Annotated in this window: 17 protein-coding genes; 5 read left to right on the top strand and 12 right to left on the bottom strand. The window is 39.8% G+C overall.

Features of this window, described 5'->3' with window-relative positions:
• Nucleotides 1–146: 146 nt before the first annotated feature.
• The 6 genes from ACLOAU_RS17190 to ACLOAU_RS17170 all read right to left on the bottom strand — a co-directional run bounded on the left by ACLOAU_RS17190 (nucleotide 147) and on the right by ACLOAU_RS17170 (nucleotide 7,384).
• Entirely contained in the window at nucleotides 147–3,305 is a 3,159-nt protein-coding gene (locus tag ACLOAU_RS17190) for an SIR2 family protein (protein ID WP_427863138.1), read from the bottom strand.
• 34 nt (nucleotides 3,306–3,339) lie between these two features.
• On the bottom strand, nucleotides 3,340–4,095 hold the full coding sequence (locus ACLOAU_RS17185; RefSeq protein WP_427863137.1) for a hypothetical protein: 756 nt from the start codon (nucleotides 4,093–4,095) through the stop codon (nucleotides 3,340–3,342).
• Nucleotides 4,096–4,231: 136 nt separating this feature from the next.
• Nucleotides 4,232–5,041 carry a hypothetical protein gene (locus tag ACLOAU_RS17180; RefSeq protein ID WP_427863136.1) on the bottom strand — a complete coding sequence of 270 codons (810 nt, stop codon included), beginning with the start codon at nucleotides 5,039–5,041 and terminating at the stop codon, nucleotides 4,232–4,234.
• 8 nt (nucleotides 5,042–5,049) lie between these two features.
• Nucleotides 5,050–5,520, bottom strand: a complete 471-nt coding sequence (locus ACLOAU_RS26310) for a KwaA family protein (RefSeq protein ID WP_490390944.1) — start codon at nucleotides 5,518–5,520, stop codon at nucleotides 5,050–5,052.
• Nucleotides 5,521–6,101: 581 nt separating this feature from the next.
• A complete protein-coding gene (locus tag ACLOAU_RS17175; RefSeq protein ID WP_427863135.1) occupies nucleotides 6,102–6,926 on the bottom strand; it encodes a KilA-N domain-containing protein in 825 nt (274 codons plus the stop codon).
• A gap of 32 nt (nucleotides 6,927–6,958) precedes the next feature.
• On the bottom strand, nucleotides 6,959–7,384 hold the full coding sequence (locus ACLOAU_RS17170) for a helix-turn-helix transcriptional regulator (protein WP_427863134.1): 426 nt from the start codon (nucleotides 7,382–7,384) through the stop codon (nucleotides 6,959–6,961).
• Nucleotides 7,385–7,527: 143 nt separating this feature from the next.
• Here ACLOAU_RS17170 and ACLOAU_RS17165 point away from each other — a divergent pair, with 143 nt between their 5' ends.
• From ACLOAU_RS17165 to ACLOAU_RS17145, 5 genes are all read left to right on the top strand, one after another.
• Nucleotides 7,528–7,797 carry a SymE family type I addiction module toxin gene (locus tag ACLOAU_RS17165; RefSeq protein WP_427863133.1) on the top strand — a complete coding sequence of 90 codons (270 nt, stop codon included), beginning with the start codon at nucleotides 7,528–7,530 and terminating at the stop codon, nucleotides 7,795–7,797.
• A 61-nt stretch (nucleotides 7,798–7,858) separates the two neighbouring features.
• Entirely contained in the window at nucleotides 7,859–8,293 is a 435-nt protein-coding gene (locus ACLOAU_RS17160; RefSeq protein ID WP_427863132.1) for a hypothetical protein, read from the top strand.
• A 774-nt stretch (nucleotides 8,294–9,067) separates the two neighbouring features.
• Nucleotides 9,068–9,229 carry a DUF1328 domain-containing protein gene (locus ACLOAU_RS17155; protein ID WP_240851241.1) on the top strand — a complete coding sequence of 54 codons (162 nt, stop codon included), beginning with the start codon at nucleotides 9,068–9,070 and terminating at the stop codon, nucleotides 9,227–9,229.
• Between the two features lie 340 nt (nucleotides 9,230–9,569).
• Nucleotides 9,570–10,943, top strand: coding sequence for an amidohydrolase family protein (locus tag ACLOAU_RS17150; protein ID WP_427863131.1), 1,374 nt, complete (start codon nucleotides 9,570–9,572; stop codon nucleotides 10,941–10,943).
• A 39-nt stretch (nucleotides 10,944–10,982) separates the two neighbouring features.
• On the top strand, nucleotides 10,983–11,369 hold the full coding sequence (locus ACLOAU_RS17145) for a DoxX family membrane protein (protein WP_427863130.1): 387 nt from the start codon (nucleotides 10,983–10,985) through the stop codon (nucleotides 11,367–11,369).
• A 193-nt stretch (nucleotides 11,370–11,562) separates the two neighbouring features.
• On the opposite strand, the gene ACLOAU_RS17140 is transcribed toward ACLOAU_RS17145, so the two are convergent.
• The 6 genes from ACLOAU_RS17140 to metK all read right to left on the bottom strand — a co-directional run bounded on the left by ACLOAU_RS17140 (nucleotide 11,563) and on the right by metK (nucleotide 21,444).
• Nucleotides 11,563–12,603 carry a LacI family DNA-binding transcriptional regulator gene (locus ACLOAU_RS17140; protein ID WP_427863129.1) on the bottom strand — a complete coding sequence of 347 codons (1,041 nt, stop codon included), beginning with the start codon at nucleotides 12,601–12,603 and terminating at the stop codon, nucleotides 11,563–11,565.
• A gap of 154 nt (nucleotides 12,604–12,757) precedes the next feature.
• Nucleotides 12,758–14,260 (bottom strand): xylulokinase, encoded by a 1,503-nt coding sequence (locus tag ACLOAU_RS17135; protein ID WP_427863128.1) that lies wholly within the window; start codon nucleotides 14,258–14,260, stop codon nucleotides 12,758–12,760.
• A gap of 80 nt (nucleotides 14,261–14,340) precedes the next feature.
• Nucleotides 14,341–15,669, bottom strand: a complete 1,329-nt coding sequence (gene xylA / locus ACLOAU_RS17130) for a xylose isomerase (RefSeq protein ID WP_427863127.1) — start codon at nucleotides 15,667–15,669, stop codon at nucleotides 14,341–14,343.
• A 256-nt stretch (nucleotides 15,670–15,925) separates the two neighbouring features.
• A complete protein-coding gene (locus ACLOAU_RS17125) occupies nucleotides 15,926–17,251 on the bottom strand; it encodes a hypothetical protein (protein WP_427863126.1) in 1,326 nt (441 codons plus the stop codon).
• A 29-nt stretch (nucleotides 17,252–17,280) separates the two neighbouring features.
• On the bottom strand, nucleotides 17,281–19,908 hold the full coding sequence (gene gyrA, locus ACLOAU_RS17120) for a DNA gyrase subunit A (protein WP_427863125.1): 2,628 nt from the start codon (nucleotides 19,906–19,908) through the stop codon (nucleotides 17,281–17,283).
• Nucleotides 19,909–20,190: 282 nt separating this feature from the next.
• Entirely contained in the window at nucleotides 20,191–21,444 is a 1,254-nt protein-coding gene (gene metK, locus ACLOAU_RS17115; RefSeq protein WP_427863124.1) for a methionine adenosyltransferase, read from the bottom strand.
• Nucleotides 21,445–21,489 lie beyond the last annotated feature (45 nt).

The following is a 21,489-nucleotide window of genomic DNA, read 5'->3' as shown; positions in this document are numbered from 1 at the left end:
GGTCTCAGTAGGGGAGAGAACACATTTTCCTTCTCCATATTTCAATGACAAATAGGGCAGGGGGCACGCACTCATAAACGACAATAACAATCCGAAATACGCTTGGGTGTGCATAGGTGCTAGCGGCAAAGTCGCGTATTTATCATTTAAATAAATAGTCTATAATCATAAGTTTTACCTTCAAATCTTGACAGCAACTTGCCTATTCTTGCAATTTGGTTTGATGAATCGATTGTAGATGGCAGCTTAGAATACAAATCCAGTGAATTCCAATTCATTTTTGTTAGTCCTAAAATTTCTGTTGCAATAACATCTATGTTGGCATCTCCATAATGTTTTGTAATCTTAATTGGTGCGGGAATGCTTCTCCCTCCTAGATAAAATTTGTAAGTAGGCTGCCTAACAGAAGGGACTATTCCATGTGTCCATAAAAGTGCATTATATTTATCAGTGACAATACAAGTTCCTCTCGAAATCGGGAACCGATCTGTCTGTAAATTACCTTGATAAATGCTCATTGCAACAAAACGAGCATCAACCTCATAGTTAATTTCAATTAAGTCTATCTTTTTAATTCCAGCTTTCGTTAAGCTTGCCTTTATTCCGTTGATTTCATCCTCGGTAAATTTTGTTCGTTTATGAATTACAACTCTTTCTGGCAATTTATCTAACGATTGATAAAAAAGATCTCTAATTGATACGCCAAATTGAAACGCATCTTTATATGATAAGTAAGGATTATTTTGTTTATCTAATACATAATTATCAACCTTAGATAATCTATACTTCAATCCTTGTCCATTTGAATCGTATATGTGACTACATCCTATAACGATTTCCGATCTTTCTTGTATTTGTGAAACACTATAACCAATACCAGCATAAGCTGTATTTCTTTCTTGATTATTCAAGATCCACGGTGTCCTTAATGATTTAACATAGAATGAAAGTGAAAGCCACCAATAAATCTGACATTTAAGATTGTCTAATAATGTACTTTCTCTTATTAATTGAGTGGCAACCCCTTTGGAGGCAGCAAACGCTTTTATATAATCGTGTAGATCAAAAGTTTCTCCTTGATTTATATAATCTTCAAACGGTTGCCATTCATTAGGAATAAAAACTATAATTGTACTTTGAGTTTGCGTGTTAGCAATTTGCTCAATTTTAGCAGTAATTAATCTCGCAACCGCAATAGCATTTGTATGGTTCTCTGATTCATTATTACCTTTGAAATCTATATCAATCCATTTTTCGCTATTTTCAGGATGCGGAATATTGATGGGGAGATTAAATACAGACGTGAACCCCGGATAGTCTATTAAATAGTCTGGATTGATATTTTCCGTGGCATGTTTGACTTGTAGCTTAGAAAGGAAATCATAGAGTTTTGCTGAATAAGTTTTACCGCAAATTACAGTGAGGTTAATTTCATTAGATAGAACTATTCCATTTAAATTAACATCATAAGGCCTATTATTTACTAATCCCCTCATTGGGTGATAATCTTTAAAGTCTTGATTGCTGGAAATGTTCTTGAAAATAAGCTGAGGTTCTAAAAATTGAACACCCTTAAATTGCGTTTTTCTTTTATCATAAGTCGACGGATGATAAGCCCTAAAATTCGAATCTAATACATTAATTTCTCCAAAAGCAGTGTTTGACGAAATTTGAAAATCGAAACCCGTGCCAGAATTAAGAGGATAGTCAAATTTCAAATTTATATCATTGAATAACACCTTTGTCCAGAATGCTAAAAGTTCGTCGTATTTATTGTTAAATAATTTTTCTAAGTAGCTTTTACTTATAGATTGTTTTTGAGCTTTAGATATTTCTTGTGATGATGAGAGATAAACTGTTGGAGTAAAAGATAGATATGCAAAACCTTTATTCTTATCAAAATATAGTGATAAGAATATTGATTTATGCACCGAAATATCACCTATAATTTTTTCCGAAGATTTTAGCCAAATCTTATCTTTTAAATTTGTTTCAATTTGTGAATTGTGGCTAAGGTGTTTCAAAATGGCCTGTAGCATTAATGCCTTGAAGGCTGATACGTTTTGTATGTCATGTTTTGAGATTGGTTCTCTTTTTACTTCTGATTTTAAATGCTCTTTAAATGTGCTACTGATATCGGACAATGTTCCTAATGCAAATACTTTACGTTTGAATGGAACAGCACATATTTTCGTTTCTTTAGTAGCGGTCTTCAGAAAGTTCCAAGGCTTATCACCTTTATAATCGATTTCAAATTGAAAAATTTCTTTAGGAAAAACTACCGCATGCAGATTACTCTTTATATACTTATCTGTTCTACTAAAATTTAAACTGAATTCGGTTTTAATATAATCTTCATCTTTCGATATTTCCAAAACCTGCTGTAGGTATGGCGCAACAGCTACGTTATCCTCAAAAGCCGATTTTGACAGATGAATTAGAGTGTTATCGAATCCATCTGTTGCTACATAATATGCTTCCCTGCCAGACGATCGTATCTGATTTATTAGCTCTAATACTTCACTAATAATATTATCACCATAGCCACACCAATACAATCTTCCAGCACCTCGTTTGGTAAAAGCCTCCTTCAACGCATTCATCAGAGATTTATCTCTACCACTATATCCAATAACAATAAGATTTTTATCAGTGTGATAATTAGCCAAATGTTCCTTGAATATGTCATTTTGGTTATCTAATTCCTTTTCCGTGTTTTTAAGAGTTGTAAACTTATAATCTCCATGTAAGGCAATTGCCAATAACTCTTTAGAGCTCTGATTCCTAAACACACCTTCTGCATTATCTAACGTCACCTCAATAGGAGTTAGTGAATTTTGATAAGCAGACCGTATAGTCAAGCTATCAAAATTTGTTGTCCAAACTGACTTCACAATTCCATGTTTAGCCATTAAACAAATAAGATGATAGCCCACGTATGGCTCTTTATTTTCTATTAAACTTAAAAAGTATTTACGCCTGTCTTCGGCTATCGGATAAGCTTTCTCTGCATAAAATGAATACTCTTCAGGTGTGTCAAGAGCGGGGTATACGCCTTGATTATCCAACCAGATCTGAATACTTTTTCTGACAGCTTCGTCCTTGTGGTTTTTATAAAATTCCGCAGAATTCATGTTCTTGGACAGATATATATCTTTTTTCCATTCCCATATACAATCATAAGCAGATTGTATTCCTGAACTTACCGACGCACCTGCTCCTAATAAAAAGGAATGAGGAACGTCAATATTTCTTTTGAAAGACCTTAAAAAAGCATCGTACTCCAATTGTATATTTTCTGCCATTCTTATTTGGGTGATTGGTTAAGTATCTTTGGTATCAAATACTCAAGTAGGTTTTTAGGTAGACAATTGTGTTTTTAAGAATTTCTTGTACCCTTGGATTATCGATAGACTTATTATCATTACGAAAAGCTGCTATAATTCCTTGTTCTACATTATTAAATGATTCTTTATCTAGATCTCCTTTGATTAGATTCAAGGTATACTCTTCCGCATTTCCGTATATTTCTGGATTTTTATAGGGGGCAGTGTATAACTTAGCAAAAGGTGATAGAAAACTAGGAATATCTACCTTGTCTTTAATTTGTTCAATTACAGTTTCATCAACTACAGAACCAGCCCAGCTTAAATTATCTGCTTTTAAATGTGCTTGAACAAGCCCTTTGCCATAAATAAGGTTTGGGCTATAAATGGCACCAGCCATATTTTTTTGTTGACTAGAAATCATCTCCATTTCATCGTAACATATTATTCCTCGAACAGGAAAGCTATACAATATTTCTCTCCAATTAAATTCATATGCAACTAGGAGAAGTTCTTCAAGGCTTTCGATGCTGTCATCATTTGTCCAGAAGATGACTGTATCAGATATATTAAGACAATTAATACGTGTTGAACTTAAATCTGCTACGATTGCTCCATGTTGTAATGGGAGATATTTACCCTGTCCTAAAGATATTTCAATATCTCTTAAGATATGGCCTGCTCTAGTTTTTAAATGGTCGCTACTGTTGTTAAGAATAAACTCTTTATATCCCAAGTAATCAAAATAGGCAATAAATTTTTTAGCCATAATAGTTTGTTTTATTTCCGACTCTTAGTCTTATCCTCTTTTACAATGGTATATCTACACCATTTTATCAAGCAAATGAAAGCGCAATTTGTACCTGTCTGTGGTTATATCGTATTTTTATCAGTATACAAGAAAACTATATTGAGATCACAGAATTAGCAACTCTTTTTTCTCCACCAATTGGTGTAGTATAAAATCTTTGTTCTATTCCCCATAGAACAAACTTTAAGTCTTCGTCAGTTTCAATATTAAATTTGCCGTTAGCATAAGTAACTTGGCCATACTGATTTGTATAATCGTATATTGCCTGCTTCTCATCATCAGTGAATCGATTTAAAACATCCGAAACTAATGCTATTTTCTTTCGATTAGGTATGGATACATTACTTTTTACAAAACTACTGTTCACATCCAAGAATTCACTCTCTAAAAATTGCTGTGTCTCGTTATCTGTTGCCTCCCGATATAGCTGATCCATTCCTTTAAATATACGATTTGCTATAGACAACTTTTTAAAGTAGAGGATATCATTATTTTTATCGTAAATGGCATCAGCGAAAGAGTTAATTGCGATGATTGGTTTATCTACCTCTAATGTTAGCTCCTCAATAGAAAACCATTTTTTACTAATATATAAACTTGAGTTGATAACTTGAAAAAAATAATATCCTTCCTGAACGGTACATATATAAGACAGCTTCTTTAAATCTGCTTTATTAATTTGATCGTAATTTACAGAATCAAGATCATCAGAAATGAAATTGGTTGCAAAATTAGTTGTTGAAAAATTCGATAACTTATATAATTCCTCGTCTTCAATTAGTGTTGACGGACTATATTCAATGCCTACTAAATTTGGTAATTCATAAATAGTCTCGTCAGAAGAAACTACTCTAAACAAATTCTGCTTACGTTTAACTTTTGCATATATGTAATTTGAAGCCATAGTGATTTTCATTTTAGATCAATGAATGTATAATTATTAATTCTTTTAAGATTAGAAAAACCTTCATTACCCGGAGTTTTCAGCAACTTTTTAGTTATTAAAAATATTTTTACGTTTTTACTTGTCTTAATAAAGTAAAAATGATAACCGAATAATAAAAATATCGGATTGAAATATAGAGTTTGGGATAAAAAGGTAAATACATAAATAATAGCGAACACTACTATTAGCGTTGGAATATTGCTTACCCCCAAGGAGACAAAAAAGTATCCCAAATAAGTTGGAAGAAAATTGTTGTTCGCTAATTCAATTTCGCATACTGAAGCACTATTTAAAGAATCTTTTGGCAACTTCTTAGCAATGAGAAAACTTATTGCTGTAAGAACAATTGGGATCATGATAAAAAGAATCCAAGAGTAATAACTAGAATATCTATCCAAAAAATTGAAACGGTAGTTTTCTCTATATAGAAAGCTCATATGCTACAAATTGAAAATCAACTTCCAACCTCTTTACTTTCAAATATTTTATAGATGAGATTAGTTGACTTTTTTGTGTATATTGATATTTTGTTATAAATGTGTACTATATTACCATATGGGAAAAACTGATTTCGGTTATCTGTTGTATAAACCAAGTTTCGTCCAACAATAACCACAAAGCTAAATCACTCTCACCAACAAATCAATACTGGAAAACCCTACTTTTTTTAAGGGAACAAAGTACAAAAATGGTTAAATAAAAAAACGGGGAAAACCCCGTTTTTAATTGCTGAATATTTTGTATGTAGCTGGAAAGTATTGTGAAACCTGTATGCCTTAGGCCCGCCTGCCCGCCCGTTCCGGATCGGACGGGAATGACGTAGTCGGGCAGGGATACGGCGGGCGGCGACTGCAAAAGGAGCCGGTGCAACGCACGGAAGCGCAGCGCACCCCACAGTAGCCCGACCCTATCCTTGCCATGAAGTATGGCCATTGGCGCAAAGAGCGGCAGGGCAGGGGCACGCCCAAAATAAAAAACTATCTGTAATTAATTAGTTGCTCATACTTCGCCCTTTGCACTATTTCAACCTTTTGATGGCTTTGTTTTGGATGAGCGATTTCATTTGTGTGATAGCCACCTGGTTAAGCTGCAGCAGCCTTTCGCCTTGTAGCAATCCTTGTTTTATCAACAAAGCATTAATACTTTCCATATTGCTTAAAACCACCAATTGCTCTAAAGTAGCATGATCTCTTATGTTTCCGGCAGCGTCAGGGTTAGCATCGCGCCATTCTTTGGCAGTGATACCAAAAAGGGCAACATTTAGCAGATCAGCCTCATTGGCATATACATAACCGGCTTGCTGGCTGGTAATGGCCTTGGGCACCAGGTTTTCTTTAATAGCATCGGTGTGTATGTGGTAATTGATCTTTGAAATGGTTCTTTGCAGGTCCCAATCGAGCTGCAGGCGATTGTTTTCATCATCCTTGAGGCGTTGAAACTCTTTGATCAGGTAGAATTTAAACTCGGCACTCAGCCAGGTGGCAAACTCAAATGCTATGTCCTTATGAGCGAAAGTACCACCATATCTACCTGTCTTTGAAACAATGCCTATAGCATTCGTGCTCTCGATCCAGCGCTTGGGCGTTAATGAAAAACTGTTGGAACCAGACATATTTTTAATTCCATCGAATTCGATGGAATTAAAATCGGGGTTGTAAAATGTTTCCCATAAACCGATAAATTCAATGGTACTACGGTTTCGCAGCCAGTTTTGAAGAATGTAATCACTCCTTTCGGAATCGCGGTAGCGTGCTATATCCGTCAGGGAAATAAAGTCCTGCTGATTGTCTTCATACAGAACAATCTCAAGCCCCTCTACCTGTATCTTTTTGTTTTTAGCCATAGGTTTTGGTGTAAGGTTAGTATTACGGCATTCTACTTCCCCTCAATCAACCTTTCCAACCTTGCCATCATATCATCCTTCTCCTTCAACATTCTTTCATATAAGGCTATCTTTTCATCATGAATTTTTCTTAACTCATCAATCGGATTAAATGTACAATTGATATAACCGGAGTTATTTGCCACAGCACCTTCATGAAAAGTATTCGATATAATATTCACCGCCTGCTCTTCATCAAAATTCTGGATCGCCTCCACCGGTATTTTTAATAGGGCGGATATTTTTTGAAGTAGGGGAGTATCAATCGTTTCTTTCTGCTCCAGCAAGGATACGGCTTGCTGGCTCATGTTAAGGTCAAAAGCCAGGGCATCTTGTTTTATACCCAGCATCTCGCGAAAACGTTTAATGTTGCGGCCTTCATGTACTTTGTGGTTCGGCATAGCAGTATGTGTTGTCATAGGAGCAAATTTAGTTTTTTCAAATTAGATTATGCAAGCCTAAAGATACATAAAATACAAGCTTTTCTGTTGTAACACACAATCAATTTTTGTAGGAAACAAAACCCGGCGGCCGTTGCTTTGTACCAACAAAAAGCTAAGCTATGCAAACAGTAAAAACACCCCGCATTACCAAACCCATCCGCCGCATGACAGTATGCCGATATGCATTCAGGGGCATCAACAGCAGAACGACCACATCATTCCCGGCATTGCGGTTGGCCGGTAAATGGCTACAGGACAGCGGTTTTAAACCCGGCCATGTAGTAGAAATAGCCTGCGAAAAAGGCCGGCTCACCATCACCATTGCCAAAGAACAAAAGTATGAAGCCTTGCAAGAGCGGTTTCAAAAGGAAAAGATCGAAATTGTGTAGCGGCCTACATTATGTTAAGTAGAGATTGTTGAAATGCACAAAAAAGTGGAACTTTAGCATAATGACAGGGGAAGAACACATACAAACGGAAGCCAAAGCTGCATTAACCGGTAAATTAAACCAGTTGGGCTATAAACCGCTACCAGAGCGAGTTTCAAAAGATCGTATCAAATTTGTAGCTGACAATGGCGATACGCGCGAAGTGATTTTATGCTTCCTGAATTTAGATAAATCCCGTAGCGTTCACATCAATCAGCGTGATTTTGATTACACACTGCGCCCGGATCTTTTGGTATTGCTCACCGTGTATATGAATGATATAAACCCCGTGCTCTACCTGGTACCCAGCATGGTTTTTACCACGCCCGACAATATATTTCTGGTCAACGAACAACCCGGAGCTTTGCGTCATTTTTCCACCTGGCAGATCAAAGTTTTTACTAACGCCATCGAAACGCTTAGCCATTACACGCTGGATGCTGTAAATGAGCTGTAGAGCCGCCTGCGTCCGCCAGGCAATTATATTCCACAGTTGATGGCCCAAGTACACCGCCGAATACCTGCCCGAATGAAGTTCCCTCAGGCGGTGATATTCCCCGGGAAACTGCAGTTTGCCGGTGGGTTAATTTTATTTGCGCCCAGGAACTACAATTATTTAACCGCGATGACGCAGGACGCGAGGGAATCTACCTGAGAAAATCTAAATTTTTCATTTGTGCATTCGTGGCCTTTAATCGGCAATTCATATTTACGGCCAATTCAGATTCCAGAGGCGATTAGAACAGTCCCGACCATACCAGCCGTTTAATATGCGCATCCTGAAACTGTAATCAAGCACATTGTAATGAGTTGGTTTGATTACAACCCGGTTGATTACAAAATTTATATTAGCATAAACTGATTACTGGTTTAACGGGCGCTGTAACTGCCCAAAGTTTTAAACTGACTGTCAACCTAAAGATTCCCGGTCAGTTTCTTTTTGGCGAAGATGTTGTCGTAAATAGTACAATCAACAGCACCAGGCTTTGCAGCGGATGCATCAATACAAACAGTAAGGCTGCTATCATTATAAACCGGGCAATCGCGTTTAACATAATAATCGGGTTTGAATCATGTGTTCAGCATATATGCAATGATGAAATTAATCATTTGTCCTATAATTTATATTATGTTAAATATGAATTCAGGATGCTCCCAGGCCTGGCATTATTGGAATAGTTCTTGCCTATTATAGATAGAACCTTTTTGTAAACCCTTAAATCCTACGATTATGCTTAGATGGTCTATTATCTTTTTAATTGTGGCAATTGTTGCCGCTGTGTTTGGTTTTGGAGGTATCGCTTCCACTGCCGCCGGTATTGCTAAAGTTTTATTCTTTGTGTTTTTGGTGCTGTTTGTATTGTCTTTAATTTTCGGCAGACGGGGCGCCTGATTCCTGAATCGGCATTTATATTGGGGTGCGTGCACCCGTTGATGTAATCAGTAAATGAGGCGGCATTTCGTTGCCTCATTTTTATTTAGACAAATAATCAAATACATAGATAGAGACATAGACTTTAGTTGTAAGTGTAGAGATTACAATAGTGGCACCTAGCTTTGCCAGTTTACAAAAGCAAGGTTCAAATGAACCAACCGTTTGATCAATCCATCTGGTGAACTTTTTCTCTAAAAGATCCCGTTGATCGGTAAACAATTTCATAGCCAGCTTGTCTTACTTAAGTCTGGCCTTATTGTTCATCTTATTCGTTCAATTCAAATAATCCCTGATACAAATGATCAAGTCTTATTCCATCCATTTATCATTGTTATTGTTGACTGCTGCGTTATGCTCCTGCGGCACTAACCGCGACCAATCTGCTACCAATCAGTCGTCGATCCTGCTGGAGCACGTGAGGTTGATCGATGGAAACGGTGGTACTCCGGTTGAAAATACCCGGCTGCTGATTAAAGAAGGTAAAATAGCGGCGATCGGCGCGGATATTACTGATGAAGATGCCACGGTGATTAACCTGGAAGGCAAAACGATTATGCCTGCGCTAATATCGGCACATTCACATATCGGCACTTTAAAAGGTACTGGCACAAAGCCCGAGAACTACACCGAAGAAAATATTCTGGCCCAATTAAAAAGATATGAAAGTTATGGCGTGTTGCAGATTATGGCTATGGGTACAGACCGCCCGCTGTTATTTGAAAGCGGTTTGCGCGACCGATCACTAAAAGGTGAAATTTCCGGAGCCCGGATCCATTCAGCCGGTTACGGCTTTGGTGCACCCAATGGCGCACCGCCACTTGATTTCGCGATGGATAAAGTTTTTCGCCCGGCAACAGTCACCCAGGTGACTTTGCAAATGGATAGCCTGGCGCAATTGAAACCGGATATGGTAAAAATTTGGGTGGATGATTTTAACGGGAAATACCCGGCTAAAATGCAGCCGGAAATTTATCAAGCGATCATACAGGCAGCCCATCAACACAACTTGCGGGTGGCCGCCCATTTATATTATTTGAGCGACCTGCAACAACTCGTGGCGAATGGTGTGGATATTATTGCCCATAGTGTACGTAGCGACCTGATTGATGACACCACCATCGCCCGAATGAAGGCAAAACAGGTGATTTATATTCCAACGCTTTCGCTGGACGAGTATGCCTATATCTATGGGCAAAAACCAGAATGGATCAACAATGATTTTTTCAGGAAATCTTTGGAGCCGGGCGTTTATGAAATGATCGCATCGGAGCAATATCAAAATGATCTGAAGAATGCGCCGAACTATGCTTTAAATATAAAAGCCTTTGAAACGGCTAAACAAAACCTGTTGCGCTTGTTTAAAGCCGGTGTTCTAATAGCAATGGGCACCGACAGTGGCGCTACACCTATTCGTGCACAAGGTTTCTCAGAACACCTGGAACTACAATTAATGACCGAAGCTGGTTTAACACCCTTAGAAGCGATTACTGTAGCTACTAAAAACGCTGCGACTGCATTAAAAGTACAGCAGCAATACGGTACATTGGAGCCAGGTAAGGTTGCTGACTTTATAATACTAAATGGAGACCCATCGAAGAATATAAAAAATACGAGGGAGATTTTTTCAATTTATAAAAATGGGAAAGAAGTGAGTAAAGGACCACTCTCCTAATCAGACAGCTGTTTTAATGCCCCTTAATGCAATACCGATATGAATCATTTTAAAACTACTTTTTTCTTTCTGCGATTACCCGTGGCTGTTTCATTACTAGGTCATGGCCTGGTGCGATTGCCAAAGCTGGCTGGCTTTAGCAATTGGATGGTAGGCACTATGGAAAAGTCGGTGATCCCTCCTGCCCTGATTGTACCGTTTAGTTACTTTCTTCCTATTGCAGAAGCCTTGCTGGGACTGGCTTTGCTGGTGGGATTTAAAGTTCGCTATACCTTATTTGCCTCCATTACATTGATGAGCCTCTTGATATTCGGAAGCTGCTCTATTGAAAACTGGAGCGCTATTGAAGCTCAATTGTTACATGCATTTTACCTGATGGCTATTTATTGGTTCTGGGAAAAAAATCAATCCCTACAAACCCCGTGATTACTAGTTATGAAAAATTGCGATATTGGTAGAGTAAACGAATGAATCACCCCCCGGCGAATGAATATTTTAGGCTGCTGGATGATTGAAAGGAATACAGGGTTAAACCATTAAGAGACTGAGTAATATTAAAAAATAGCATTGTTAGCCATCAAACTTAACTATCCTTAACTCCTTAATGTTTTTTCATAATTTATACTTTGCCCTTCTTTTTCTTTTGTGATGACTCCCGAACGATCAGGTCTGAATTGATGATGAGCGTATTAATTTGTTGTAAATTACTTATGCCTTTGATATGATTGATTAAAGTACGGGCAGCTATCTCTCCCATTTCGACACCGGGATAATTGATGGTAGTTAAAGATGGTTCAATTAAATGTGCAATAGCATCATTATTAAAACCAACTACCGCTACGTCTTCCGGCACTTTGATGCCGTTTTCCTTCAGTGTTTTAATGAAAGCTGCCGCCACAAAATCATTAGTAATAAAAGCACCATCAAAACGGCGTTTTTGTTTGAGTAGCTTATGAGCCGAATCGATACCGGCTTTTTCGCTGAGGTTATCTACCAATACAAGATTTTCGTCCAGGTTAAGGCCATTGTCAGCCAGTGCATCTTTATAACCCCGGTAACGCTCTGCATATACATTACGATTAAGGTTCGATGTAATGTGCGCCACTCTCCTGCACCCCTGCTCTATCAAATGTTTGGTAGCATCATACCCCGCCTTATAATTATCGATCACCACCACGGTGTTGTCATTGCCTTTTTCAACCCGGTCGAAAAATATAACCGGAACACCTTTATCCTTAAACTGCTTGAAATGGTCGTACTGTTTGGTATCGAATGATAAAGAGGCGATCAGGCCGTCCACGCGTTTATTAAACAGGTTGCGTGCATTGGCCACTTCTTTATCATAGCTTTCAGATGAGTGGGCTATAATGAGGTCGTAACCCGCCTCGGTAGTCACTTTTTCCACGCCTAATAATACCGAATTTGCGAAATTACTGTTGAGCTCATGAATCATAAAGCCAATAGTATTGGTTTCCTGGGTACGAAGGCTGCGGGCAAAATGATTCGTACGATACCCCATTTTTTCAGCCAGCTCGAAGATCTTCTTCTTGGTTTTCTTGCTTACCACCGGGTCGTCTTTTAACGCGCGGCTTACCGTGGCTACCGAAATTTTTAACTCGTTGGCAATATCATATATCGTTACTTCTTTTCCCTTCTTCATACGGAAATAAAATTAGGTGCGTAAAAGTAGGTAAAAAGAGATGCCGGTAAACAAACTATATCAAAATCTTTTGACTCTTATCGATTCCGGTAATGTGTGTTTGCTCCCGCAATTGATAGAGATTAGATCGTCAGATCATATATATTATGTATGGTTAAGCTTCCTGTAAAATCAGAGGAGCTAAATTTAATTTCTGCTCTAATTCTACTTTCCAGGCTCCATACAATTCATCATACAAAGCAGCTTGTGTTGGTTGTACTACGCTTAAGGGCTGACGTTTTTGAAAAGCCTCTGCCGGCTGCCGGTAATATCCTGCCCCTATACCTGCTCCCAAAGCCGCACCCACACTACCGTCGCAGTCGTACAACTCAACCGGTACATGGGTAGCGTTTACAAAGGCCTCAGTAAACACAGGGCTCAAAAACATATTGGTCTTTCCTGCTTTTATAACAGCAGGCTGCATACCATTGTTACGCATAATATCGAGCCCGTAACGGAACGCGAAAGCGATGCCTTCCTGTGCGGCTCGCACCAGGTGGGCTATGGTATGTTTGTTAAGGTCGATATTTTGCAGATGAGCATCTACTATTTTATTATTGAGCATGCGCTCGGCGCCGTTACCAAAAGGCAGCATTACGAGCCCATCACTACCTGGCCTTACTGTAGCTGCCATTTCATTTAACTGCGCATAGGAAACATTTCCTGAAAGGTTCCGGATCCAGCGGTTCAGAATGCCGGTGCCATTTATGCAAAGCAAAATACCAACCCGGGTTAAATCAGGCTGGTGGTTAACATGAGCAAAACCATTAACCCTGCTTTGCAGATCGTAAGTAAGCTCATCACTTACGCCGTATATTACACCAGATGTACCTGCAGTAGCAGCAACATCTCCAGGTTCGAATACGTTTAAGGAAAGCGCATTGTTGGGCTGATCACCTGCTTTATAGGTAACGGGTATACCTTCTTTTAATGAAAGTTCATCAGCTATTTCTTTTGTCAAATGGCCATGATCGGAGAATACCGGTTGTATATCGGGAATGGTATCATTGCTAAAACTAAATTGTTGCATCAGTTTTTGCGATACCTGGTTTTCGGAAAAATCCCAGAAAATGCCTTCAGAAAGTGCTGATGGTGTAGTAGTGATCTGGCCGGTAAAACGTTGCGCAATAAAATCACCCGGCAGCATCATCTTGTCGATCTTTTCAAACAGCTCTGGTTCCTGTTCTTTTACCCAGGCCAACTTAGCCGCAGTAAAGTTACCGGGAGAATTTAAAAGTCTGCCGAGGCAATACTCCTCTCCCATTTCCCGGAATGCCTTTTCACCATACGGCACGGCACGGCTGTCGCACCAGATAATGCTATTACGTAGCACATTGCCGGCCTTATCTAATAGCACCAACCCGTGCATCTGGTAGGAAATGCCAATAGCTCCAATATCCTTTGTGTAATATTTCCCCGATTGATTGACTTTTTTGATAGCTTCCTTTACATCGCCCCACCACTGTTCGGGAGACTGTTCCGCCCAGCCTGATTGAAGGGAAATAATATCCCGCTCGGCATCCGGGTATTGAGCCGCAGCAATAGTTTGTTGTGTTGCGCCGTCTACCACCGATACTTTAATGGATGAAGTACCTACATCAATTCCTAATAGTAGCATTATTCTGATTTTATGTAAATAGTCCATAGCTCATAAACTATAAACCATCGGCTATAACCTATTAACTATGACCTGTAAAACTATATAAACCTGTTGATGATATTTTCCAGGTATTCCTGCCTGCCACTTGTTACACCAGGCTCTCCGGCTTCAATCGCATAAGCACGCAGGTCTTCCAGTGTTAATTGCCCCTGCTCAAAAGCCTTTCCTTTACCTGCATCAAAGGAAGCATAACGCGTCTGCTTTAACTTCCGGTAATCAGAGTTAGACAGGATCTTGTCTGCCGTGATCAAGGCCCTGGCAAATGTATCCATACCGCCGATATGTGCATAGAAAAGATCTGCTGGATCGGTTGAAGCCCTGCGGATCTTGGCATCAAAATTAATACCTCCGCCCTGCAGTCCGCCTGTTTCCAGGAAGATCAACATCGCTTCTGTTAATTCGTTTAAATTATTAGGAAACTGATCGGTATCCCAGCCGTTTTGATAGTCGCCGCGGTTGGCATCCAAAGAACCCAACACACCCGCATCAGCTGAAACCTGCAGCTCATGCTGGAACGTATGTCCCGCAAGGGTGGCGTGGTTTACCTCTATATTGATCTTGAAATCACCTAATAAATCCCACTGGCGCAGGAAGCCTATCACTGTCTCGCAGTCGTAATCGTACTGGTGCTTGGTGGGCTCCATCGGTTTGGGCTCAATCAGGAAAGTGCCTTTAAACCCATTCTTACGCGCATAGTCTTTAGCAGTATGCAGGAATCGCGCAAAATGCTCCTTCTCTCTTTTCATATCCGTGTTGAGCAGGGTCATATAGCCTTCTCTTCCACCCCAGAACACATAACCATCTCCACCGAGTTCTATAGTAGCGTCAATGGCGGCTTTTACCTGGGCTGCTGCATGAGACAATACATGAAAGTCAGGATTAGTGGAAGCCCCGTTCATATAACGCGGATTGGAGAATACGTTGGCAGTACCCCATAATAATTTCACACCGCTATCAGCCTGCTTTTGTCTGGCGTAATCTACTACAGCCTGCAATCTTTTGTCATTCTCGTTTACGTCCGTTCCATAATCCACCAGATCTACATCATGAAAGCAATAAAACGGCAGGTTCATTTTGGTGATAAACTCAAAAGCCGCATCCATCTTATCTTTGGCTCTGCCTACAGCATCAGCTTTGCTGTTCCAGCCAAAAACATGGGTACCCGGACCAAAAGGATCGTTACCATCATTGCAGAACGAATGCCAGTAAGCACAGGCAAAACGAAAATGCTCTTTCAGCGTTTTTCCTGCCACTACCCTGTTTGCATCATACCAGCGAAAAGCTAATGGATTATCGCTTTCCGGACCTTCATATTTTATCTGTGGAATACCTTTAAAGTATTCCTGATCGCCTAATAATACGCTCATGGTGACTATTGTTTTGTTGTTGTCTTTTTAATTAATTATTCAAGCTTTAATCGTTGGTGTAAAAGAAACACAATATTAGGAAATAAATTGTAATCGGTTTCATAAAATATTTTCTTTTATATTTTATGAATTATGAGAAGTAAATGAAGCCATCGCATGCAATCGGACTACATAGGTGTTTCAATATAATTCATCCGCTTACCTGTATAAAAAAACCGCCCCAATTGGAGCGGTTGATATTTCTAAATCTACGATCTTATCTTAGTTTGCTAAAGATATCATCCCACTTCTTTTCTAATGCTATAAACTTGTCCCTGTCTGCTCCTTTAGAGTCCTCAATTTTGTAAGAGTAGTATTCAGCCAGGTTACCTGCAATGGCACGATAGCTACGTTTCTGACCTGCATCCAGGTTAGACATTTTTGCAAATAGCTCAGCTGCTTTTTCGTAGTTGTTTTTTGCCAATTCGTAATTAGCGCCATACGTTTTTTTAGCTTCCGCTAATTGTGCCTTATCATCTGCTGTTGCTTTTGCTCCTTTTTTGGTTACATTAGTTTCAGCAGTAACCATCGCATCCCTGTACTTTTCAGATTTCAATAAATAGTGGTCACCCAGTAAAAGATAAGGCTGCATTTCTCCCGGTTTCAGGCTGGATGCTTTGTTTAAAGCCGCTAACATTTTAGCTTCCAGCTCTTCAGCATTACCCGGAGGTACTGCATTAGCCTTTCTCGAATCTAAGGTATCATAAATGATTTCAGCCAGAGTAATATTGGATTTGTAATCTTCCGGATTTGCGGCAAGAAGTTTTTCAAGACTTGCCACGCGCTCATTAAAATCAGAACTTCCACCTACAGCGAAGTCAAGCATTGAATAAGTGAAGAATTCACTTTGAGGATATAGTTCTTTACCTATGGCTTTGTATTTTTCGAAATTTGCATTATCGTTTTTACCTGCATAATAACGAACTAAGCCCTGGTATACGCTCTCATACGAAGCATCGTTAAATTCCTTTATTTTAGCATCAGCAATACGGGCATAATACTTTTGAGCTTCATCAGCGTGTTTGGTATTTTCTGCCAGTAAGCCTGCATAATAAATAGCCGCTGTATCCATTTGCTTATTCATGATCTTTTTAGCAATCAAAAGTTCAGAATAATCAACCGTTTTTTTAAACTTATCGTAAGCTGGTTCGTAAGCTTTATTATTGATATCAGCGATACCGGCATTAAAGTAAGCTGCATACAAATTATATGGTGTGTTTTTGTATGTAGGCTCCTCCATCAGTTTTAGATCCGGTTCCATCTCCTTGTATTTAGCCAAAGCTGCATCTGCCTCTGTTCTGTTTTTGTCAGCCTCTGCAGCCTTGCTGCTGTCCAGCGCCAGACTAGAATACAGGGCTGCCTTCAATATATAGCCTTCCGGTTTTGTGAAAAACTTTTCATTAGTTGAGTTTTTGTCGTAAGACTCTTTTGCTTTGGCAATCTGCCCTAACGCCAAAAGCCCTTTAATATCGTCATACTTCTGCGCAAAAGCTCCTGTTGTTGAACAAGCAACAATCGTTGCCAGGAAAATAACTTTTTTCATTCGTATATTTTTTTACTATTTTATAAACACTAATTTTCTTCGGTTGATTCTGTATTCTCACCGCTATCCTTACCAGATTGCTGATCGTCGGAAGAAGTTGCATCATCCTGAGGCGCTGCTTCATTTGGATTCGCAATCTCCACTCCTTCGTCTGCAATTTCCACTTCATCATCAATTTCCTGTTCATCTACTTTGGTAATAGCAGCTATTTCGTCTCCTTCGTCAATGCGGATCAATTTCACGCCCTGTGCGGCCCTGCCCAATTCACTAATACCACTTACCGGCATCCTTATAGTGATACCACTTTTACAGGTAATTAACAAATCCTGGTTTTCAAACACATCCAAAAGTCCGACTAAATTACCGGTTTTCTCTGTTATGTTAATGGTTTTTACGCCTTTACCACCGCGATTCGTAAATCTGTATTCGTCAACAGCTGTTCTTTTTCCGAAACCTTTCTCACTTACCACCAATACTCCTGGTACAATTTCAGCGTTTGTGGGTACACAAATCATGCCTATTACCTCATCCTTTTCATCATCTACCTCAATACCACCAACGCCAATTGCACCACGGCCGGTTGCTCTCACTTTCTCTTCAGAGAATCGGATAGCCCGGCCACTTTTAACCGCCAGCATTATTTCTGAAGTTCCGTCCGTCAGTTTAGCTTCCAAAAGCTGGTCGCCTTCAACAATAGTAATAGCGTTTACGCCCGTTTGCCTTGGACGGCTGAAATCGCTTAAACTTGTTTTTTTGATGATACCTTTTTTAGTACAAAGCAAGATATTATGTCCTTTTACGAATTCTTCGTCTTTCAGGTCTTTGATGTCAATAATCGCACGGATCTTATCATCCGGAGGTAATTGCATCAGGTTTTGTATCGCACGTCCTTTACCTGTTTTTTCTCCTTCGGGAATCTCATACACGTTCAGCCAGTAACATCTTCCCTTTTCGGTGAAGAACAACAGGGTGTGATGTGTAGATGCTACAAACAGGTGCTCAATATAATCTTCGTCCCTGGTTTTGCCACCACGCACACCGCGGCCACCACGCTTTTGTGCCCTGAATTCATCAGCCGATGTACGTTTGATATAACCTAAGTGAGAAATAGTAATGACTACATCTTCTTCCTTGATCAGGTCTTTAATGCTTACTTCATCATTCAGGTAAGTGATCTCGGTATTACGCTCGTCACCGAATTTTTGCTTGATCTCCAGCAACTCGGTTTTGATAATGTCAAAACGCAGGGTTTCATTAGAAAGAATATCTTTTAAATGAGCGATCAGTTTCATCAGCTCTTCATATTCTTCTTTGATCTTCTCCCGCTCCATTCCGGTTAAACGCTGCAAACGCAGTTCCAGTATAGCTTTGGCTTGTATCTCATCTAATCCCCAGCCGGCATTGATCAGGTTTTCTTTTGCAATATCAGGTGTCGCAGAGCTCCTGATCAGTCGGATTACTTCATCCAGATGATCCAGCGCAATTAGATATCCCTGTAAGATATGGGCTCTCTTTTCAGCCTCTTTTAATTCGAATTTCGTACGACGCACCACCACCTCATGTCTGAACTCTACAAATTCAGAAATCATATCCTTTAGACTCAACACTCTGGGGCGACCCTTAACAATCGCTACGTTGTTGATACCAAAGGAAGTTTGAAGATCGGTGTTTTTATACAGCTGATTGATCACCACATTAGCAATGGCATCACGTTTCAGGTCGAGCACCACACGGGTACCGTCTTTATTTGATTCGTTATTAACGTGTACAATACCTTCAATAATTTTATTGTTTACCAGCTCGCCAATACGGTTAGTTAAAGCATCGCGGTTAACCTGGTAAGGCACTTCAGTGATTACAATCTGTTCGCGTCCGCTGGGTTTGGTATCAACCTGTACTCTACCGCGCACTACTACCCTGCCTCTACCCGTGTGCATGCCGGCTTTAATGCCTTCCATGCCATAGATAATGCCACCCGTTGGGAAATCGGGCGCTTTTACATGCAGCATCAATTCATCAATGGTAATATCATTGTTATCGATATAGGCAATACAACCGTCAATTACCTCACTCAAGTTGTGTGGCATAATGCTGGTGGCCATACCTACGGCAATACCGCTGGAACCGTTGATCAGCAATTGAGGTATACGGGTAGGCAGTATGGTAGGCTCTTTCTCCGAATCGTCAAAGTTTAATTGAAAGTCTACGGTATCTTTTTCAATATCATCCAACATATGTTCTGCCAGCTTCTGTAGTCTTACCTCCGTATAACGCATCGCTGCCGGACCGTCACCATCCTGGTTACCAAAGTTACCCTGGCCATCAACCATTCTATACCGCATGCTCCATTCCTGGGCCATACGAACCATGGCGTCGTATACCGAGCTGTCACCATGCGGGTGATATTTACCTAATACTTCCCCTACCACACGGGCAGATTTCTTGTAAGGTTTGTTAGCGTTCAGGCCTAATTCATTCATCGCATATAATATCCGGCGATGTACGGGCTTTAATCCATCTCTAACGTCAGGGAGTGCACGACCTACGATTACGCTCATTGAGTAATCGATGTAGGCCGTCTTCATCTGCTCTTCTATATTTACGGGAATAATTCGGTTATTATCCTGTGTTCCTTGTGGCTCCAGATTTTCTTCCATCTAATTATTTCTGTTCTTAAAAATTTAAAGTAAAATGGCATTTACAATGCTGGCAAATTTAATCTTTTTATAGCTCAAATATGCTTAATACATCATGATTTTTCACCAGTTTATGCACTATTTGACAGGCGATTTTAGCGGGATAGCTTAATTCCTTTTTGCCCTGGTAACAGAATAAAACCAGGCAAGATTTAAGGTCCCTCCAAACAGGTAACGATTTAACCGTTACCCGCGTAAAAAAGCCGCTTCTACTGGAAGCGGCTTGCTGTAAAATTATCGGTATTATTTAAGCTTAAACGCTTTTTTAACTTTCGCTACGTGGTCTAATTTTTCCCAGGTAAACAGTTCTACTTTTTTAGACACTTTTTTACCATCAGGAGAAACAAACACTTTTTCTACTGTTTTCGCTTCACGTCCCATGTGACCATAAGCAGCAGTTTCACTGTAAATTGGGTTACGCAGTTTCAATCTTTGCTCAATAAAGTAAGGGCGCATATCGAAAATGCCCTCTACTATCTTGCTGATCTCGCCATCAGTTAAGTCTACTTTCGCTGTTCCGTAAGTATTCACATTAATGCTGGTTGGCTGGGCTACACCAATCGCATAAGACACCTGCACTAATACTTCATCCGCAAGACCTGCAGCTACCAGGTTTTTAGCAATATGCCTGGTTGCGTAGGCAGCGCTTCTATCTACCTTGCTGGGATCTTTACCACTAAAGGCACCACCACCGTGAGCACCTTTACCACCATAAGTGTCTACGATGATCTTACGGCCTGTCAAACCGGTATCGCCGTGTGGGCCCCCTATAACAAACTTGCCCGTTGGGTTGATATGGTACTTGATCTTATTGTTGAAAAGATGTTTATACTGGGGATACTTTTTGATCACGCGCGGGATCAGGATCTTTTTAATATCGTCACCGATTGCTGCCAGCATTTTTTCTTCTTTATCAAAGTCGTCATGCTGTGTAGAGATAACAATAGCATCAATTCTCACTGGTTTGTTATTGTCATCATATTCCAAAGTAACCTGGCTTTTAGAATCCGGGCGCAGGTATTTGATTTGTTTGTTCTCTCTTCTTAATTCTGCTAACTCGATCAATAAGGTATGAGCCAGGTCTAAAGCGAGAGGCATGTAGTTAGCCGTTTCGTTGGTAGCATAGCCAAACATCATCCCCTGGTCACCGGCACCCTGCTCTTCTTTCTTCTTTCGATCTACACCCTGGTTGATATCAGAAGACTGTTCGTGAATAGCAGACAGCACACCACATGAATTCGCTTCAAACATGTATTCACTCTTGGTATAACCTATTTTGCTGATTACTTTACGGGCAATGTCCTGCACATCCAAATAAGCTTTGGACTTTACTTCCCCGGCTAATACCACCTGACCAGTAGTTACCAGGGTTTCGCAGGCCACTTTAGACTGCGGATCAAAAGCAAGAAAATTATCAATCAGCGCATCAGAAATCTGGTCCGCCACTTTATCTGGGTGTCCTTCGGAAACACTCTCGGAAGTAAATAAGTAAGGCATGTGAAATAAAGAGTTTATAGTCTATAAAATAAATAGGGTGCAAAT

Origin of the sequence: Paraniabella aurantiaca, from assembly GCF_050309965.1 — a bacterium.
Taxonomy (GTDB): Bacteria; Bacteroidota; Bacteroidia; order Chitinophagales; family Chitinophagaceae; genus Niabella.
This window is presented reverse-complemented; position numbering and strand designations above follow the sequence as displayed.

What these genes read in the sequence shown, in the direction of transcription:
- ACLOAU_RS17150 (WP_427863131.1), top strand. Translation starts at nt 9,570, where the DNA reads ATGATCAAGTCTTATTCCATCCATTTATCATTGTTATTGTTGACTGCT.
- ACLOAU_RS17140 (WP_427863129.1), bottom strand. Translation starts at nt 12,603, where the DNA reads ATGAAGAAGGGAAAAGAAGTAACGATATATGATATTGCCAACGAGTTA.
- ACLOAU_RS17185 (WP_427863137.1), bottom strand. Translation starts at nt 4,095, where the DNA reads ATGGCTAAAAAATTTATTGCCTATTTTGATTACTTGGGATATAAAGAG.
- ACLOAU_RS17190 (WP_427863138.1), bottom strand. Translation starts at nt 3,305, where the DNA reads ATGGCAGAAAATATACAATTGGAGTACGATGCTTTTTTAAGGTCTTTC.
- gyrA (WP_427863125.1), bottom strand. Translation starts at nt 19,908, where the DNA reads ATGGAAGAAAATCTGGAGCCACAAGGAACACAGGATAATAACCGAATT.
- ACLOAU_RS17175 (WP_427863135.1), bottom strand. Translation starts at nt 6,926, where the DNA reads ATGGCTAAAAACAAAAAGATACAGGTAGAGGGGCTTGAGATTGTTCTG.
- metK (WP_427863124.1), bottom strand. Translation starts at nt 21,444, where the DNA reads ATGCCTTACTTATTTACTTCCGAGAGTGTTTCCGAAGGACACCCAGAT.
- ACLOAU_RS17125 (WP_427863126.1), bottom strand. Translation starts at nt 17,251, where the DNA reads ATGAAAAAAGTTATTTTCCTGGCAACGATTGTTGCTTGTTCAACAACA.
- ACLOAU_RS17135 (WP_427863128.1), bottom strand. Translation starts at nt 14,260, where the DNA reads ATGCTACTATTAGGAATTGATGTAGGTACTTCATCCATTAAAGTATCG.
- ACLOAU_RS17155 (WP_240851241.1), top strand. Translation starts at nt 9,068, where the DNA reads ATGCTTAGATGGTCTATTATCTTTTTAATTGTGGCAATTGTTGCCGCT.
- ACLOAU_RS17170 (WP_427863134.1), bottom strand. Translation starts at nt 7,384, where the DNA reads ATGACAACACATACTGCTATGCCGAACCACAAAGTACATGAAGGCCGC.
- ACLOAU_RS17160 (WP_427863132.1), top strand. Translation starts at nt 7,859, where the DNA reads ATGACAGGGGAAGAACACATACAAACGGAAGCCAAAGCTGCATTAACC.
- ACLOAU_RS26310 (WP_490390944.1), bottom strand. Translation starts at nt 5,520, where the DNA reads ATGAGCTTTCTATATAGAGAAAACTACCGTTTCAATTTTTTGGATAGA.
- ACLOAU_RS17180 (WP_427863136.1), bottom strand. Translation starts at nt 5,041, where the DNA reads ATGGCTTCAAATTACATATATGCAAAAGTTAAACGTAAGCAGAATTTG.
- ACLOAU_RS17145 (WP_427863130.1), top strand. Translation starts at nt 10,983, where the DNA reads ATGAATCATTTTAAAACTACTTTTTTCTTTCTGCGATTACCCGTGGCT.
- ACLOAU_RS17165 (WP_427863133.1), top strand. Translation starts at nt 7,528, where the DNA reads ATGCAAACAGTAAAAACACCCCGCATTACCAAACCCATCCGCCGCATG.
- xylA (WP_427863127.1), bottom strand. Translation starts at nt 15,669, where the DNA reads ATGAGCGTATTATTAGGCGATCAGGAATACTTTAAAGGTATTCCACAG.